At 72.8% G+C, this 16,194-nt stretch carries 18 protein-coding genes; 12 read left to right on the top strand and 6 right to left on the bottom strand.

What is annotated here, in order from left to right; genetic code table 11:
* Window positions 1–24: 24 nt before the first annotated feature.
* A complete protein-coding gene (locus ACFWA9_RS06270) occupies window positions 25–1,626 on the bottom strand; it encodes an acyl-CoA carboxylase subunit beta (protein ID WP_329488246.1) in 1,602 nt (533 codons plus the stop codon).
* A gap of 441 nt (window positions 1,627–2,067) precedes the next feature.
* Window positions 2,068–2,463 carry a PLD nuclease N-terminal domain-containing protein gene (locus ACFWA9_RS06275; protein ID WP_352286251.1) on the bottom strand — a complete coding sequence of 132 codons (396 nt, stop codon included), beginning with the start codon at window positions 2,461–2,463 and terminating at the stop codon, window positions 2,068–2,070.
* 113 nt (window positions 2,464–2,576) lie between these two features.
* Here ACFWA9_RS06275 and ACFWA9_RS06280 point away from each other — a divergent pair, with 113 nt between their 5' ends.
* Together ACFWA9_RS06280 and mqnP are read left to right on the top strand one after the other, a co-directional pair.
* On the top strand, window positions 2,577–4,028 hold the full coding sequence (locus ACFWA9_RS06280; protein ID WP_329488243.1) for a menaquinone biosynthesis decarboxylase: 1,452 nt from the start codon (window positions 2,577–2,579) through the stop codon (window positions 4,026–4,028).
* Window positions 4,025–4,933, top strand: a complete 909-nt coding sequence (gene mqnP, locus ACFWA9_RS06285) for a menaquinone biosynthesis prenyltransferase MqnP (RefSeq protein WP_329492146.1) — start codon at window positions 4,025–4,027, stop codon at window positions 4,931–4,933. The genes ACFWA9_RS06280 and mqnP overlap by 4 nt, the downstream gene beginning before the upstream one ends.
* A gap of 38 nt (window positions 4,934–4,971) precedes the next feature.
* On the opposite strand, the gene ACFWA9_RS06290 is transcribed toward mqnP, so the two are convergent.
* Window positions 4,972–5,184 carry a DUF4287 domain-containing protein gene (locus tag ACFWA9_RS06290; protein ID WP_329488242.1) on the bottom strand — a complete coding sequence of 71 codons (213 nt, stop codon included), beginning with the start codon at window positions 5,182–5,184 and terminating at the stop codon, window positions 4,972–4,974.
* A 208-nt stretch (window positions 5,185–5,392) separates the two neighbouring features.
* Between ACFWA9_RS06290 and ACFWA9_RS06295 the strand changes: the two genes are divergently transcribed.
* Window positions 5,393–5,863 carry an HIT family protein gene (locus tag ACFWA9_RS06295; protein ID WP_380383616.1) on the top strand — a complete coding sequence of 157 codons (471 nt, stop codon included), beginning with the start codon at window positions 5,393–5,395 and terminating at the stop codon, window positions 5,861–5,863.
* Window positions 5,864–5,962: 99 nt separating this feature from the next.
* Complete coding sequence (locus ACFWA9_RS06300; protein WP_380383619.1) at window positions 5,963–6,583, top strand: DJ-1/PfpI family protein; 621 nt, start codon at window positions 5,963–5,965, stop codon at window positions 6,581–6,583.
* A gap of 10 nt (window positions 6,584–6,593) precedes the next feature.
* On the opposite strand, the gene ACFWA9_RS06305 is transcribed toward ACFWA9_RS06300, so the two are convergent.
* Window positions 6,594–7,088, bottom strand: coding sequence for a GNAT family N-acetyltransferase (locus ACFWA9_RS06305; protein WP_380383622.1), 495 nt, complete (start codon window positions 7,086–7,088; stop codon window positions 6,594–6,596).
* Between the two features lie 117 nt (window positions 7,089–7,205).
* On the opposite strand from ACFWA9_RS06305, the gene ACFWA9_RS06310 reads away from it, so the two are divergent.
* Window positions 7,206–8,084: a RimK family alpha-L-glutamate ligase gene (locus tag ACFWA9_RS06310; protein WP_380383625.1), complete on the top strand. Its 879-nt coding sequence runs from the start codon at window positions 7,206–7,208 to the stop codon at window positions 8,082–8,084.
* Window positions 8,085–8,148: 64 nt separating this feature from the next.
* Window positions 8,149–8,541, top strand: a complete 393-nt coding sequence (locus ACFWA9_RS06315; RefSeq protein WP_380383627.1) for a VOC family protein — start codon at window positions 8,149–8,151, stop codon at window positions 8,539–8,541.
* 15 nt (window positions 8,542–8,556) lie between these two features.
* On the opposite strand, the gene ACFWA9_RS06320 is transcribed toward ACFWA9_RS06315, so the two are convergent.
* Both ACFWA9_RS06320 and ACFWA9_RS06325 read right to left on the bottom strand, forming a co-directional pair.
* Entirely contained in the window at window positions 8,557–9,267 is a 711-nt protein-coding gene (locus ACFWA9_RS06320) for an MOSC domain-containing protein (RefSeq protein ID WP_352286260.1), read from the bottom strand.
* A gap of 57 nt (window positions 9,268–9,324) precedes the next feature.
* Window positions 9,325–10,068, bottom strand: coding sequence for a cyclase family protein (locus ACFWA9_RS06325; RefSeq protein ID WP_352286262.1), 744 nt, complete (start codon window positions 10,066–10,068; stop codon window positions 9,325–9,327).
* A 67-nt stretch (window positions 10,069–10,135) separates the two neighbouring features.
* Between ACFWA9_RS06325 and ACFWA9_RS06330 the strand changes: the two genes are divergently transcribed.
* From ACFWA9_RS06330 to ACFWA9_RS06355, 6 genes are all read left to right on the top strand, one after another.
* Window positions 10,136–10,789, top strand: coding sequence for a UbiX family flavin prenyltransferase (locus tag ACFWA9_RS06330; protein ID WP_380383631.1), 654 nt, complete (start codon window positions 10,136–10,138; stop codon window positions 10,787–10,789).
* A gap of 141 nt (window positions 10,790–10,930) precedes the next feature.
* Complete coding sequence (locus ACFWA9_RS06335) at window positions 10,931–11,392, top strand: Lrp/AsnC family transcriptional regulator (protein WP_329488232.1); 462 nt, start codon at window positions 10,931–10,933, stop codon at window positions 11,390–11,392.
* A gap of 4 nt (window positions 11,393–11,396) precedes the next feature.
* A complete protein-coding gene (locus ACFWA9_RS06340) occupies window positions 11,397–12,359 on the top strand; it encodes a threonine/serine dehydratase (protein ID WP_380383633.1) in 963 nt (320 codons plus the stop codon).
* Between the two features lie 62 nt (window positions 12,360–12,421).
* Entirely contained in the window at window positions 12,422–13,585 is a 1,164-nt protein-coding gene (mqnE, locus tag ACFWA9_RS06345; protein WP_329488230.1) for an aminofutalosine synthase MqnE, read from the top strand.
* A gap of 125 nt (window positions 13,586–13,710) precedes the next feature.
* Window positions 13,711–14,991 (top strand): L,D-transpeptidase family protein, encoded by a 1,281-nt coding sequence (locus ACFWA9_RS06350; protein WP_380383636.1) that lies wholly within the window; start codon window positions 13,711–13,713, stop codon window positions 14,989–14,991.
* 131 nt (window positions 14,992–15,122) lie between these two features.
* Entirely contained in the window at window positions 15,123–16,067 is a 945-nt protein-coding gene (locus ACFWA9_RS06355; RefSeq protein WP_329488228.1) for a beta-ketoacyl-ACP synthase III, read from the top strand.
* The last annotated feature ends 127 nt before the right edge of the window (window positions 16,068–16,194 follow it).

Consider the following 16,194-nt stretch of genomic DNA (forward strand, 5'->3'; position numbering starts at 1 on the left):
GTCGGTGGCGTGGTAACCGCGGTGCTACATCGGCGGGTTGCCGTGCTTGCGGGACGGCAGGTCCGCGTGCTTCGTCCGCAGCATGGCCAGCGAGGAGGCCAGGACCTGGCGGGTCTCGGCCGGGTCGATGACGTCGTCCACGAGGCCGCGCTCGGCCGCGTAGTACGGGTGCATCAGTTCGTTCTTGTATTCCTTGATCTTCTGCGCCCGCATCGCCTCGGGGTCCTCGGCGCCGTTGATGTCCCGGCGGAAGATCACGTTGGCGGCGCCCTCGGCGCCCATGACGGCGATCTCGTTGGTCGGCCAGGCGAACGAGAGGTCCGCGCCGATCGAGCGGGAGTCCATCACGATGTACGCGCCGCCGTAGGCCTTGCGCAGGATGAGCTGGATGCGCGGCACGGTGGCGTTGCAGTAGGCGTAGAGCAGCTTGGCGCCGTGCCGGATGATGCCGTCGTGCTCCTGGTCGACGCCGGGCAGGAAGCCGGGCACGTCGAGCATGGTGACCAGCGGGATGTTGAAGGCGTCGCACATCTGGACGAAGCGCGCGGCCTTCTCGCTCGCGTTGATGTCCAGCACGCCGGCCAGCGACTGGGGCTGGTTGGCGATGATGCCGGTGACGTGGCCGTCGATCCGGGCGAGCACGCAGAGCACGTTGGTGGCCCAGCGCTCGTGGACCTCCAGGTACTCGCCGTGGTCGACGATCTCCTCGATCACCTTGCGCATGTCGTACGGGCGGTTGCCGTCGGCCGGCACCAGGTCGAGCAGCACGTCGTTGCGGCGGTCCACCGGGTCGTCGCTGACGACCGTCGGCGGCATCTCGCGGTTGTTCTGCGGCAGCAGCGAGAGGAGGTAGCGGACCTCCTCGATGCAGGACTGCTCGTCGTCGTACGCGAAGTGCGAGACGCCGGAGACCGCGGAGTGGACGTCGGCGCCGCCGAGGCCGTTCTGGGTGATCTTCTCGCCGGTCACCGCCTGGACCACGTCCGGGCCGGTGATGAACATCTGCGAGGTCTCGCGGACCATGAAGATGAAGTCGGTCAGGGCCGGGGAGTACGCGGCGCCGCCGGCGCACGGGCCGAGCATCACCGAGATCTGCGGGATGACCCCGGAGGCCCGGGTGTTGCGCTGGAAGATGCCGCCGTAGCCGGCCAGGGCGGTGACGCCCTCCTGGATGCGGGCGCCGGCGCCGTCGTTCAGCGAGACCAGCGGGGCACCGGCCGCGATGGCCATGTCCATGATCTTGTGGATCTTCTGCGCGTGGGCCTCGCCCAGGGCGCCGCCGAAGATCCGGAAGTCGTGGGCGTAGGTGAAGACGGTCCGTCCGTGCACGGTGCCCCAGCCGACGACCACGCCGTCGGTGTGCGGCTTCTTGGCCTCCAGGCCGAAGCCCTGGGCGCGGTGCCGGCGCAGCGGCTCCACCTCGCGGAACGAGCCCTCGTCGAGCAGCAGCTCGATGCGCTCGCGTGCGGTCAGCTTGCCCTTGGCGTGCTGGGCCTCGGTGGCCTTCTCGCTCGGGCCGCGGCGGACCTGGTCGCGCAGTTCGTGCAGCTCGGCGACCCGCCCGTGGGCGTCGGCCGCGATCTCGGGGATCTCGTCGCCGACCGGCGCCTCATGCACAACCGTCATCTCGAACCACTCCAAGGGTGAGGGAACTGTCCGACAGCCAACGTCTGCTGTGCCCCCGGCTGCGAATCACTTTCTTCACTTATGACTGTACGAGGGGCCGCACGCTGGTTTCGGCGTCGATTCCGTACAAGGTCGGGTCCGTTTAGATGTCAGGGCTGCACAGAAACCGGTCGGTGGGACTGCGTACGGTCGGTGTCCGTTCGATTACCCGAAGCTGTCCTCACGGCTTCCGGAAGATGATCTGAACATAAGGGAACGTGCAGGTCAGGGGCGTGCGCCGAGGGGTCGGGCGGGGCGCTCCGCAGAGGGCCGGCGACGGCCGCCGGGCGGTCGCGGCCGGCGCGGCGCAGCGGGTCAGGGTCTCTGTCACTCGTAGGGATGCGCCAAAAACACCGCAGCCCACCCGGAACCGGTCCGACTGGGCTGTCCGGGGTAGCCGGGTCAGCTCTTCCGGCCGTCCTCCGGCTCGTCCTTGCCGCGCAGCTCCTCCTCGCGGCGGCGCAGATCGGCCTCCCACCGCTTGAGCATGTCCTCGTGCTTCTTGTCGTCCTTCTTCAACGAGGCGAGGAACTCGGGGTCGTCGTCCGGCGCGAGCGGCCGGCCGCCGCGCGGGCGCTCGTACTCCGGGGAGCCGCCGGGGCCGCCGGCCACCGCCGCGCCGCGCCGCTTGCCGGCCACCAGCCAGGCGATCGAGCCGACCAGCGGGAAGAGCAGCACGATGATCACCCAGACCACCTTGGGCAGGTGCTTCACCTCGTCCTCGGGCGTGGTCAGGCAGTCGATGAACGCCCACACCCAGAGGGCGAGCGGGAGTACGAAGGTCAGGATCCTCAGCACGGCGGCGATCTCCCCCGGCGACGGCGGTTTGCGGCGGGCGGCCCGGAAGCGGTGGACGGCTTCACGGGGGCCCTTGACCGAGCCAGGCTATCGGGTGGCGGATACTGGCTGGCATGGCATACGACGATCTCCGCTCGTTTCTGCGGGCCCTCGACCGCGAGGGCGATCTCAAGCGCATCAAGGCCGAGGTGGACCCCCATCTGGAGATCGGCGAGATCGTCGACCGGGTCCAGAAGGCCAAGGGCCCGGCCCTGCTGTTCGAGAACGTCAAGGGCTCGTCGATGCCACTGGCGATGAACGTCTTCGGCACCGAGGCCCGGCTCGCCAAGTCGCTCGGCCTCAAGGGGCCCGAGGACATCGCCGAGAAGATCGCGGGGCTGCTCAAGCCGGAGCTGCCGCAGGGCTTCACCGGCTTCCGCGACGCCTTCGGCAAGCTCGCCTCGATGGCCCACGTGCCGCCGAAGAACGTCAAGGACGCCCCGGTCCAGGAGGTCGTGCTCACCGGCGACGACGTCGACCTGGACGCCCTGCCGGCCCTGTTCACCTGGCCGCTGGACGGCGGCTCCTTCTTCAACCTGGGCCTGACCCACACCAAGGACCCGGACAGCGGCGTGCGCAACCTGGGCCTCTACCGGCTCCAGCGGCACGACCGGCGGACCATCGGCATGCACTGGCAGATCCACAAGGACAGCCGCAACCACTACGCGGTGGCCGCGAAGCGCGGCGAGCGGCTGCCGGTCGCGATCGCCTTCGGCTGCCCGCCGGCCGTCACCTACGCCGCCACCGCGCCGCTGCCCGGTGACATCGACGAGTACCTGTTCGCCGGCTTCGTGGCGGGGGAGCGGGTGCGGATGGTCGACTGCAAGACCGTCCCGCTGCAGGTCCCGGCCGACGCCGAGGTGGTGCTGGAGGGCTGGCTGGAGCCCGGCGAGATGCTGCCCGAGGGTCCGTTCGGCGACCACACCGGCTTCTACACGCCGCAGGAGCCCTTCCCGGCGCTGACGATCGACTGCGTGACGATGCGCCGCCGGCCGATCCTGCAGTCCATCGTGGTCGGCCGGCCGCCGACCGAGGACGGCCCGCTGGGCAAGTTCACCGAGCGGTTCTTCCTGCCGCTGCTGAAGATCATCATCCCGGACATCGTCGACTACGACCTGCCCGAGGCCGGCGGCTTCCACAACTGCGTGATCGTCTCGATCGACAAGAAGTACCCCAAGCACGCCCAGAAGACGATGCACGCCATCTGGGGCGCCCACATGATGTCGCTGACCAAGCTGATCATCGTGGTGGACTCCGACTGCGACGTGCACGACTACCAGGAAGTCGCCTGGCGGGCCTTCGGCAACGTCGACTACAGCCGGGACCTCACCGTCGTGGAGGGCCCGGTCGACCACCTCGACCACGCCTCCTACCAGCAGTTCTGGGGCGGCAAGGCCGGTATCGACGCGACCCGGAAGCTGCCCGAGGAGGGCTACACGCGCGACGGCGGCTGGCCGGAGATGGTCTCCTCCGACCCGGCCACCGCCGCCCTGGTGGACCGCCGCTGGAAGGAGTACGGGCTCTGATGAGTACCGCCGCCGCCCTCCCCGACGTCCCGCCCGGCAAGGTCAAGGCGTTCCTGCGGCTGGTGATGATCGAGCACTCGGTCTTCGCCCTGCCCTTCGCCTACATCGCCGCGCTGACGGCCATGTTCCTCGCCGACGAGCGGGTGCACTGGGCCGAACTGTTCATCGTCACGGTCTGCATGGTCGGTCTGCGGACCTTCGCGATGGCCGCCAACCGGATCATCGACCGCGAGATCGACGCCCGCAACCCGCGCACCGCCGGGCGTGAACTGGTCACCGGCGCGGTGTCGGTGAAGACGGCGTACATCGGCTCGGCGGTCGCGCTGGTGGTCTTCCTCGGCGCCGCCGCGCTGCTCAACCCGCTCTGCCTGGCGCTGGCGCCGGTCGCCGTCGTGCCGATGGTGGTCTACCCGTACGGCAAGCGGTTCACCGACTTCCCGCAGGCGATCCTCGGCCTGGCCCAGGCGATGGGTCCGGTCGGCGCCTGGCTCGCCGTCACCGGCTCCTGGTCCTGGGACGCGGTCGTGCTCGGCGTGGCGGTGGGCATCTGGATCGGCGGCTTCGACCTGATCTACGCCTGCCAGGACGTCGCCTCCGACCGGTCGGGGGGCGTGCGTTCGGTACCGGCGCGCTTCGGCGTCCCGGCGGCGATCCGCGGCGCCCGCGCCTGCCACGTGCTGACCACGCTGCTGCTCGGCTGGTACGCCGTGCTGACCGACGCCGGTCCGGCGTTCTGGGTCGGGCTGCTCGTGGTGGCCGGGGCGTTCGTCTACGAGCACACCATCGTGAAGCCCCACGACCTGTCGAAGCTGAACCGGGCGTTCTTCCAGACCAACGGCTTCGTCGGCATCTCGCTGTTCTTCTTCGCCCTGGTGGACCTGCTCCTGCGCGGTCTGGGGACCTGACCCGGATCCGCTCGTACCCGGCCGGGCCCCGGCCCGTCCTACCGGCCGGCGTCCTCGTCGAGGGTGTGCTTCACCAGGGCGTTGGCGTGGCCGTGGCCCAGACCGTGCTCGGACTTGAGCCAGCCGACCAGTTCGCCGTGCCTGGTCAGCGGCGAGGAGCGGATCAGCTCCTTCCAGTGCGCGACCGGCCGGCCGTACGTCTTCTCGATCGACGGGAAGTAGCTGGCGGGGCCCTTCACGGACGCGGTCACGGGAGTCTCCTGTCGGGGTGTTCGGTCGCCTTCGCGCGGTGCTTACGAGAGTGGGACCGGAGCGGACCGCCGAACTCATCGGTCCGCCGGAGTGATCCGCGTCACAGGGGTGCCCGGCCCGCCGGGCTACGATCCGGCCGGGGCCGCCGCGCCGGGGCCGCCCCACCGCACCGGCGGCGAGCGGCCGCCCGGACGTACGGAGGGCCCGATGACCGCAGACTTCCGCGCCGACCGGATCGGCAGCGCGCTGCGGGGCGAGAACCCCACCGTGCTGTGCCGGCTCGACGCCGGGTTCGCCGTGCTGGGCGACGTCCAGTTCCTGCCCGGCTACGCGGTCCTGCTCACCGACGAACCGGGCGTCCAGCGGCTCTCGGACCTCCCCCGCCCGCGCCGGCTGGCCTACCTCGCCGACCTGGACCGGCTCGGCGAGGCCGTCGAACGGGCCTGCCAGGCCGCCGATCCCGCCTTCCGCCGGGTCAACCTGGAGATCCTCGGCAACAAGGACCCGTTCCTGCACGCCCACGTCTGGCCGCGCTACGACTGGGAGCCGGACCACCTGGTGCGGATGCCGGTCTGGCTCTACCCGCCGGACCACTGGCGCGACGCCCGGTACGCGCTCGGCCCGGCGCAGGACGCCCTCCGGGCCGCCATCGGCGCCGAGCTCGACGCGCTGCGCTGACGGCCCCCGGTATTCCCCCGCGGCCGCGCGATCACTCCATCCCGTGAACCCGGCCGCGCGGCCGACCGGCCCGGGCGGGGCCGCCGTTACGCTGCGCCCATGGACATCGTGATCCCGCTCTTCGACCGTTTCGAGCCGCTCGACGCGATCGGGCCGTACGAGATCCTCGGCCATGTCCCGGGCGCCGTGGTGCGCTTCGTCGCGCCCGAGCCGGGGCGGGTCACCGATGCGCTGGGGGCGCTGACGGTCGACGTCCCCACCCGGTACTCGGAGATCGGGTCCTGCGACGTGCTGCTCGTCCCCGGCGGCGCCGGGGCCCGGGCGCTGGTCGCCGACGAGGACTTCCTGGACTGGGTCCGGGCGGTGCACGGGGAGAGCGGGTTCACCACCTCGGTCTGCACCGGCGCGCTGGTGCTCGGCGCGGCCGGGCTGCTCAAGGGCCTCACCGCCACCACCCACTGGGCGGCGGTCGCCGAGCTGGAGGTTCACGGCGCCACCTACACCGCCGAGCGGGTCGTCCGCCACGACCGGATCATCACCTCGGCCGGGGTCTCCGCCGGCATCGACATGGCCCTGCGGCTCGCCGCCCTGCTCACCGACGACCTCACCGCCCAGGCCATCCAGCTCTGCACCGAGTACGACCCGCGACCCCCGTTCGACACCGGCTCGGTGGCCAAGGCCCCGGCCGCCGTCCTGGAGCGCACCCGCACGCTCGGCTGAGGAGCCGCCGCTACCGCGGGGCGTCGAGGCCGCGCCGGTGCCGCAGACCGGGGCGGCTGTCGACGACGGTCTCCCCGGTCAGGGTGAACCCGGTCCGCCGCAGCACCGCCCGCGACGCCGGGTTGTCGAGCGTGGTGACGGCGGTGAGCCCGGTCAGGCCGTACGCCGCGGCGGCCAGGCGGCACACCTCCTCGACGCCCGCCGTCGCCGCGCCCCGGCCGGCGGCCCGCTCGCCGATCCGGTAGCCGAGTTCGGCGCTACCGGCCGCCGCGTCCACCAGGTTGACCCGGCCGAGCAGCTCGCCGCGCTCGTCGACCAGGAGGTGGAAGTGGCAGGCCCCGGCGTCCTGTTCGGCGAGCAGCGCGCGGTGCCGGTCGGCGAACGCCGCGAAGTAGTCGTCCCCGCGGTCGGGGACGGAGCGGGCGAAGTACTCCCGGTTCTCCCGTTCGAAGGCCAGCAGGGCCGGCGCGTGGTCGGCCCGCAACCGCTCCAGTCTCATCGTCATGCCCCGAGGCTAGGAGCGGCGTGGACCGGCCGTCCGCCCGGGGCCACGGGTTCGGCCCGCCGGCTCGCCGCTCCCTAGACTCGGAAGATCATCGACCGGCCGGACGGGAGAGCACGCATGGGTACTGCCAGGATCGCGGTCGTCACCGCCACCGCCGCCGCGGAGTACGACGCCGACCTGCCGCTGATCGTGGACGCGCTGCGGGCGGGCGGTCTGGCGGCCGAGGCGGTGCCCTGGGACGCGGCCGCCCCGGGGTGGGAGGAGTTCGACCTGGCGGTGGTCCGGTCGACCTGGGACTACGCGGAACGCCTCGACGAGTTCCTGGCCTGGGCCGACACGACGGCCCGCGCCACCCGGCTGCGCAACCCGGCCCCGGTGGTGCGCTGGAACAGCGACAAGCGCTATCTGTCGGTGCTCGCCGAGCGCGGCGTCCCGGCCGTGCCGACGCGGTTCGTCGCCCCCGGCGACCGCTGCGACGAGGCGGACTTCGACCTGGCCCCGGGGGTGGTGGTCAAGCCCGCCGTCTCGGCCGGGGCGCAGGACACCGCCCGCTACGAGCCCGGCCGGGCCGCCGACGCGCTCCGCCACGCCCGGATGCTGCTGGAGCGGGGGCGGACGGTGATGGTGCAGCCGTACCTGCCGCTGGTGGAGGAGGGGGAGCGCGCGCTGGTCTTCATCGCGGGAGCCTTCAGCCACGCGATCCGCAAGGGGCCCGTGCTGACCGAGCCCGGGGTGATCGACAACGACCGGACGCCCCACCCCGGCGTCACCCCGTACCTGCCGACCGAGGCGGAACTGCGCACCGCCCGAGCGGCGTTGGCGGCCGTCCCGGCACCGGACGCCCTGCTGTTCGCGCGGGTGGACCTGGCGCTGAACGACGCCCGCGAGCCGGTGGTGATGGAACTGGAGCTGATCGAGCCGAACCTGTTCCTGCGGAGCGCCCCGCAGGGGCTGGCACGCCTGGTCGACGCGGTGGCCGTTCACTCGCGGGAGTGAGTCCCACCCTCCGGCCCGCGGAGGACAATGGCGGCGAACCGCCCGTCCGCCACCAGGGAGCACCGTGATCGGCACACTGCAGTGCATCGTCCTCGACTGCCCGGAGCCGGCCGTGCTGGCCCGGTTCTACGCGGCTCTGCTCGGCGGCGAGGTGGACCGGCCGGACCCCCGGTGGTCGCTGGACGGCGCGTGGTCGACCCTGCACGTCGGGGGCGGCCCGGTGCTCTGCTTCCAGGGCGTGGCCGACCACCGGCCGCCGCGCTGGCCCGACCCGGCCCACCCGCAGCAGGCGCACCTGGACATCGACGTGCCGGACCTCGACCGGGCCGAGCGGGAGGTTCTCGCCCTCGGCGCCACCCGGCTGGGCGACTCCGGTGGTTGGCGGATCTACGCCGATCCCGCCGGCCATCCGTTCTGCCTGCTCCCGGCTGCCTCCGGGAGTGGCCCGCAGGCCTGACGGGAGCGGCCGGACTCAGCCGAGTGACAGCTCGTCACCGACGCTCAGGCGCCCGGGAGCCACCACCTCGGCGAGGGCGTCCAGCCGGCCGTCGTGGGCCTGGACGATGGCCTTGAGGATCTCCGGGGCGTGCGGCAGGCCGGGCTGGGCGACGGTGGTCATGGCGCAGCGCTCGCTGGCCCGGACGAAGGAGAGCCGGGCACCGGTGCCGGCGCCGCCCTCGCGGCCGAACCAGCCGTCCTCGACGAACGGCGGGGTGCCGGGCGGCGTCCGCAGCAGGATGTTGGGCCGGAACCGCCGCACGTCCACGACGACGGAGGGCGCGGCCCCGCAGACCCAGTCCAGGGTCGCGGTGGTGAGCACGCTGACCGGCAGCTGGTCGAAGTGCGAGACGGCGTCCTCGCGGGCGAGCGCGACGTCCGGGCGCTGGAGGTAGGCGCGTAGGAAGGCGGTGGGATCGGCGACCGGCCGGCCCAACGGGTCGAACAGCTCGGGGCCGTCGAGCCGGCGGCCGAGCCGGGAGGAGAGCCGCAGCAGGCCGTCCATCCGGCGGAAGCGCCGGGTGTTCTTGCCGGAGCCCAGCTTCCCGGCGCCGTCGCGCACCGCGTAGAGGCGGTCGCCGGCCAGGCCGCGCTCGTCCAGCTCGACGGAGTCGAGCCGCTCGCCGCCGGTGGACTTCACGGGGTAGCGCCAGAGCTGCTCGATCACTCCGATGATCTCTGCCATGGCGCGCAAGCGTAGCGGCGCCCGCCGGGGATGGTCTAGACCAAGTGCCGACGAGCGTCAGCCCAGTCGCGCCACCGCCCGAACGGGCGCGCCGTCGGCGGCCACCAGACGCAGCGGGAACAGCGACACCTCGACCGGCCGGCCGGCCTGCTGGGCGTCCAGCAGCGCCCGCAGATCGGTCAGGTTCTCGGCGATCACGCCGCCGCCGGACGCCCCGAGCAGCACCCGGTGCGCGGCCAGCGTGGGCTCCGGGGCGGCGGGTTGGTCGTGCTCGTCGGTCAGGTCGGCCAGCAGCGCGGCGACCGCCGGGTCGCCCGGGCCCGGGTCGGGGGTGGGGTCGACGCTGAGCGCGTCCACCCCCACCGTCCGCACCCCGGCGGCGACGATCGCCTCGGCCGCCGCCGCGCTCAGGCTGGGATGGGCCAGGTAGACGTCGGTGCCCCAGTGCCGGGCCCAGCCGGTGGCCAGCAGCAGCACGGTGCCCTCGCCCGCCCGCTCCAGCGCCGGGGCGAGCTGCTCCGGCGTCACCTCGGCCCGCGGCTCCAGCCCCCGGAGGTCGGCGACGACGGCCGGCCCGGTGAACCGCTCCAGCGGGAGTCCGTCCAGGGTGGGCCAGGTGACGTCCACGTGGTACGGCGCGTCCACATGGGTGCCGGACTGCGAGCCGAGGTGCACGGCCAGCACGTTCACCCCGGCGGTGGCGGTGGTGAGCACGGGCGTCAGGACGACGGCCGGATCGCCGGGGTAGACCGGCATCGCGGTGGTCACCTGATGGGTGAGGTCGACGAGGGTCGCTGCCATGGCGCCCATCCTCGCAGGGGTGAACGCGGATGGGCCCGCCCTGGGGGCCGCCGTATAGAAAGGGGCCATGGGAACAGAAACGCGTCAGCCATGGGTGGTCGGGGTCTCGGGCGCCTCCGGTACGCCGTACGCCGCCTCGGTGATCCGGGCGCTGCTCGCCGCCGGGGAGCCGGTGGACCTCGTGGTCAGCCGGGCCGCCCGGCTGACCATCCTGGACGAGACCGGCATCTCCTTCCGGGACGCGCACTGGCGCGCCGACCTCGCGGCCTGGCTGGGCGGCGACGAGGGCCTCGACGACGTCCGGTACTGGTCGTCCGGGGACTTCGCGGCCGGGCCGTCCAGCGGCTCCTACCCGGCGAAGGGCATGCTGGTCGTCCCCGCGACCACCGGCGCGGTGGCCGGGATCGCGCTCGGCCTGAGCAAGGACCTGCTCCAGCGGGCCGCCAGCGTCACCCTCAAGGAGCGCCGGCCGCTGGTGGTCTGCGTCCGGGAGGCGCCGCTCAACGGGGTGACCCTGAAGCACCTGGTCGAGCTGGACGCGCAGGGCGCCGTCGTGCTCCCCGCCTCGCCCGGTTTCTACGCCGGCGGCTCCACCGTCCGCGAACTGGTCGATTTCGTGGCCGGCCGGGTCCTGGACGCCGTCGGCGTCCCGCACACGCTGTACCGGCGCTGGGAGGGCGAGTTGGGCGCGGCCGGCCGCCCGGCAGGCCAGGGCGGGTGAAGGCCGGTCCCGGGGGGAGTGGGCGGCCCCGGGGCAGGAGAGTATGTTCTCTGCGATATCCGGGTTGTTCCGCGCACGGCGCCTTTGAATCCGGATAATGATCTGTGGGTCTGGTGAGGTTCGGAAGGACGCGGACGGTATATGGACACGGTGGACAGACAGCTCATCCAGGCGCTCCGGGAGAACGGCCGCGCGTCCTACGCCGAGCTGGGCCGACTGGTGGGCCTCTCCGGCCCGAGCGTCACGGACCGGATCAACCGCCTGGAGCAGGCCGGGGTCATCACCGGCTACCGCGCGACGGTCAATCCGGCGTCGCTCGGCTTCGGCGTCACGGCCCTGATCGGCCTTCAGCTCACCGACGCGGCCGACCACGAGGACGTCGCGTTCCGGTTGAAGGACCTCGGCGAGGTCGAGGACTGCTGGTTCATCGCCGGGGACGACTCGTACATGCTCAAGGTCCGGGTCTCCGACGTGGAGGGCCTGGAATCGGTGGTCAAGCGGATCTCCGGCACGAAAGGCGTGGCCCGGACCCGTACGACCGTCGTACTCTCCACGAAGTGGGAGAACCGGGTGAGCGAACTCCCGATGGTCGAAGGCGAGTAACACGATGGCACTGGTCGGTCTGGAGGAGCTGCGCGCGGCTCGGCAGCGGATCGCCGGGGTGGCGGTCCGCACCCCGCTGGTCCCCGCCCCCTGGGCGGGCGACGGCGAGCGCCGGCTCTGGCTCAAGCCGGAGAACCTCCAGCCGACCGGCGCCTTCAAGACCCGCGGTGCCTACAACCGCCTCGCCGCGCTCGACGACGAGGAGCGGGCCCGCGGTGTGGTCGCCCAGTCCAGCGGCAACCACGCCCAGGCGGTGGCGTACGCGGCCGGGCTGCTCGGCATCAAGGCCGTGATCGTGATGCCGGACACCTCGCCGGCGGTCAAGGTCGAGGGCACCCGCTCGTTCGGCGCCGAGGTGCTGCTGGTCTCGCCGGAGGAGCGGGACACCGTGCCCGGCGAGCTGGCCGAGCGGCACGGCTACGTCTGGGTGCCGCCCTACGACGACCCGTACATCATCGCGGGCCAGGGCACGGTCGGCCTGGAGATCGCCGAGGACGCCCCGGCCGAGCTGGACACCGTGCTGGTGCCGGTCAGCGGCGGCGGCCTGATCTCCGGCGTCGCGGCCGCCCTCAAGCTCACCCGCCCGGGCATCCGGGTGGTCGGCGTCGAGCCCGAGCTGGCCGCCGACGCCCAGGCCAGCCTGCGGGCCGGCGAGCGGCTGACCTGGCCGGTCGCCGACACCTACCGGACCATCGCGGACGGGCTGCGCACCCCCTCCGTCGGCGAGCTGCCGTTCCAGCACCTCACCGCGTACGTGGACGACATCGTCACCGTCACCGAGGACGAGATCCGCGCCACGGTGGCCGTGCTGGCCCGGCGCGGCCGGCTGGTCGCGGAGCCCTCCGGCGCGGTCGCCCCGGCGGCGTACTTCCACCGCGCGGGCGAGATCGGTGGCCGCGCGGTGGCCGCCGTGGTCAGCGGCGGGAACATCGATCCGGCGCTGCTCGCGGAGCTGCTCGCGGCGTGACGCCGGCATAGGCGTACGCTCGTTCCGGCAACGATTCGAAGTCGGAGGAGGCGGGGCACCGCATGGACGCAGGGCTCAAGCGCGAGCTGGAGGCGAAGGTCTACGCGGGTGAGCGGCTGACCCGCGAGGACGGGATCGCGCTCTACGAGAGCGACGACCTGGCCTGGCTGGGCGGTCTGGCCCACCACGTGCGGACGCGGAAGAACGGCGATGTCGTCCACTTCAACGTCAACCGCCACCTCAACATGACCAATGTGTGCAACGCGTCCTGCGCGTACTGCTCGTTCCAGCGCAAGCCGGGCGAGAAGGACGCGTACACGATGCGCATCGAGGAGGCCGTCCGCCTCGCCAAGGCGATGGAGGTCGACTCCCTCACCGAGCTGCACATCGTCAACGGGCTGCACCCGACCTTGCCGTGGCGCTACTACCCGCGCTCGCTGCGGGAGCTGAAGGCGGCCCTGCCGAACGTCTCGCTGAAGGCCTTCACCGCCACCGAGATCCACTGGTTCGAGAAGATCAGCGGCCTGCCGGCCGACGAGATCCTGGACGAGCTGATCGACGCCGGCCTGGAGTCGCTGACCGGCGGCGGCGCGGAGATCTTCGACTGGGAGGTCCGCCAGCACATCGTCGACCACGACACCCACTGGGAGGACTGGTCGCGGATCCACCGCCTCGCGCACAGCAAGGGCCTCAAGACGCCCTCCACCATGCTGTACGGCCACATCGAGGAGCCCCGCCACCGGGTCGACCACGTGCTGCGGCTGCGTGAGCTGCAGGACGAGACCGGCGGTTTCCAGGTCTTCATCCCGCTGCGCTACCAGCACGACTTCCACGACTCCAAGGACGGCGTCGTGCGCAACAAGCTGATGGCGCGCACCGAGATGGCCACCGGCGCCGAGGCGCTGAAGACCTTCGCCGTCTCCCGGCTGCTGTTCGACAACGTGCCGCACGTCAAGGTCTTCTGGGTGATGCACGGCGTCACCACCGCGCAGCTGGCGCTCAGCCACGGCGCGGACGACATGGACGGCTCGGTCGTCGAGTACAAGATCACCCACGACGCGGACAACTTCGGCACGCCGAACAAGCTCGGCCGCGACGACCTGCTCGGGCTGATCCGGGACGCCGGGTTCCGCCCGGTGGAGCGCAACACCCGCTACGAGGTCATCCGGGAGTACGACGGCCCGGACCTGACGCGCCGGGAGACCCCGCAGGCGATGCGCCTCTGACCGGTCCCCGACCGGCTTCCACCGCCTCCCGGGCCGCCCGTCGGCCCGGGAGGCGGTGTTCTTCACCGGGTCCGCACAGGCCCCCGGGTTTCCCAACCGGGTCCGGGTTTGGCAGGATCAGCGCCATGTCCGGTTCCCATCGCGCCACCGCGTACCCGTCGTACGAGCCGATGCACGAGCCGGTGTACGAGGTGCCGCAGCAGTCCTACGGGGTCTACGAGCAGCAGCCCCACCAGGGCTGGGACGCTCCCGCGCAGGCCGTGGCCGACCCGAACCAGCCGTTCCACGACGGCTGGAACGGCTACCCGCGGCAGGACCACTGGAACCACCAGGCCCACCAGGCCCATCAGGACCACCCGGACCACCAGGCGGTCTACGTCCCGCAGGCCACCGCCGCCGAGGGCTACGACGCCTACGACCGGCCGTTCCAGCCCCAGCCCGCCGAGCCGGCGGCGCCGCTCGCCGCCGTACCGGTCCGGCCCCGGGGCCAGGCACCCGCGGCCGACCCGGCCGCCGCCGCGGCCGGTCCCCGGGCGGCCGCCCGCGGCCACCGCCGCAAGCCCAAGAAGAAGCGCGGGGGCAAGGCCGTGACCGCCGGCACCGCGCTGCTGCTCGCGGCCGCCGCGGGCTGGTACACCGTCGGCCAGGACTCCGGCCACCCGGGCGTGACCGCCGCCGACGGCCCCGGTCCGGAGGGCGTCTCCGCCCCGGACCAGCCCTCCCCGGCCGCCGCCGCGCCGGCCGCCCAGGCCGCGAGCGACCGGCACACCGGGGCCCCCGCCGCCGACCGCAGCGAGTCCCGCCCGGACGGCTCGGTGGCCGCGATACCCGGTCTGGGGGCCGCCTTCACCGCGCGGATACCCGCCGAGACCACCCAGGTCGTGCTCGCCTCCGGTCAGGACAAGGACGCCAACCGGACCGCCGTCACGCTCTGGACCCGCACCGCCGAGGGCCGCTGGCTGGCCGGCGAGACCTGGCAGGGGCACAACGCCAACAAGGGCTGGACCACCGACCACAACGAGGGCGACCTGCGCAGCCCGATCGGAGTCTTCTCGCTCACCGACGCGGGCGGCCGCAACGCCGACCCCGGCAGCCGCCTCCCGTACGACAAGGACGCCAACTTCGTGGTCTCCGGGAAGGGCTTCGCGGGCGAGTCGCTGGCCGGCTCCTTCGACTACGTGATCGCGATCAACTACAACCGGGTGCCCGGCAACTCACCGCTCGACCCGCGGCGCCCCAGCGGCTCCTCCAAGGGCGGCGGCATCTGGATCCACGTCGACCACGGCGGCCCGACGCACGGCTGCGTCTCGGTGCCCGAGGACAAGATGGCCCAGCTGATCCGCACCCTCGATCCGGCGGCCCATCCGGTGATCGTGATGGGTGACTCGGCCTCACTGGCCGCCTGAACCGGCCGTCCGGGCCGCCGCCACTCCCCAGGCGCCGCAACGGCCCTTGTCGGCCTCCTACAGCTTCCGGGGGCGGATCCTGTAGCCGGTCGCGCCCCGCTGACCAGCGGGTAACCCGGTTGAGTGGCTGTATGAGCGGTTCGCGCATTGTGGCACTCGGCCACTACCAGCCCCCCAAGGTCCTCACCAACGACGACCTGGCGGTGCTGGTCGACACCGACGACGAGTGGATCCGCAGCCGGGTGGGGATCCGGACCCGCCACATCGCCGAGGGTGAGACCCTGGTCGACCTGGCCACCGAGGCGGCCCAGAAGGCGCTGGCCAACAGCGGCCGCTCGGCCGCCGAGATCGACCTGGTCGTGGTCGCCACCTGTACCGCGGTCGAGCGCAGCCCCAACACGGCCGCCGCCGTCGCCGCCCGCCTCGGCGTGCGCGCGCCCGCCGCCTACGACATCAACACGGTCTGCTCGGGCTTCTCCTACGCGCTGGCCACGGCCGACCACGCGATCCGGGCCGGTGCGGCCACCCGCGCGCTGGTGATTGGCGCCGAGCGGATGTCGGACACCCTCGACTGGACCGACCGGACCACCTGCGTGATCTTCGGGGACGGTGCCGGCGCGGCGGTGGTGGAGGCCCAGGAGGAGGGCGCCGAGCCGGGCATCGGCCCGGTGGTCTGGGGCTCGGAGCCGGAGAAGAGCGACGCCGTGGTGATCACCGGCTGGGATCCGGTGATCAGCCAGCAGGGCCAGTCGGTGTTCCGCTGGGCCACCACCCAGATCGCCCCGCTGGCCCGGAAGACCTGCGAGAAGGCCGGCATCGACCCGTCCGAGCTCAAGGGCTTCGTGCCGCACCAGGCGAACCTGCGGATCATCGACGCGATCGCCGCCAAGCTGGGCGCGCCCGACGCGGTGGTCGCCCGGGACGTCGTGGTCTCCGGCAACACCTCGGCCGCGTCCATTCCGCTGGCCTTCTCCAAGATGGTCGAACGCGGCGAGCTGTCGCCCGGCGACCCGGTGCTGCTGTTCGGCTTCGGCGGCGGCCTGGCGTACGCCGGTCAGGTCGTCCGCTGCCCCTAGCGGCCCCCGGAGCACCCAGGGCACCCCAGGGCGCCCGCCACGGCCCCTTCCTGGCCCCGGGCGTCCCCGGGAGGCCCGGAAGCCCCCTCCCACACGCACATGCCGGTGGGCGGGCACCCTGCACGGG

The sequence above is a fragment of the Kitasatospora sp. NPDC059973 genome, from assembly GCF_042737525.1.
GTDB lineage: Bacteria > Actinomycetota > Actinomycetes > Streptomycetales > Streptomycetaceae > Kitasatospora.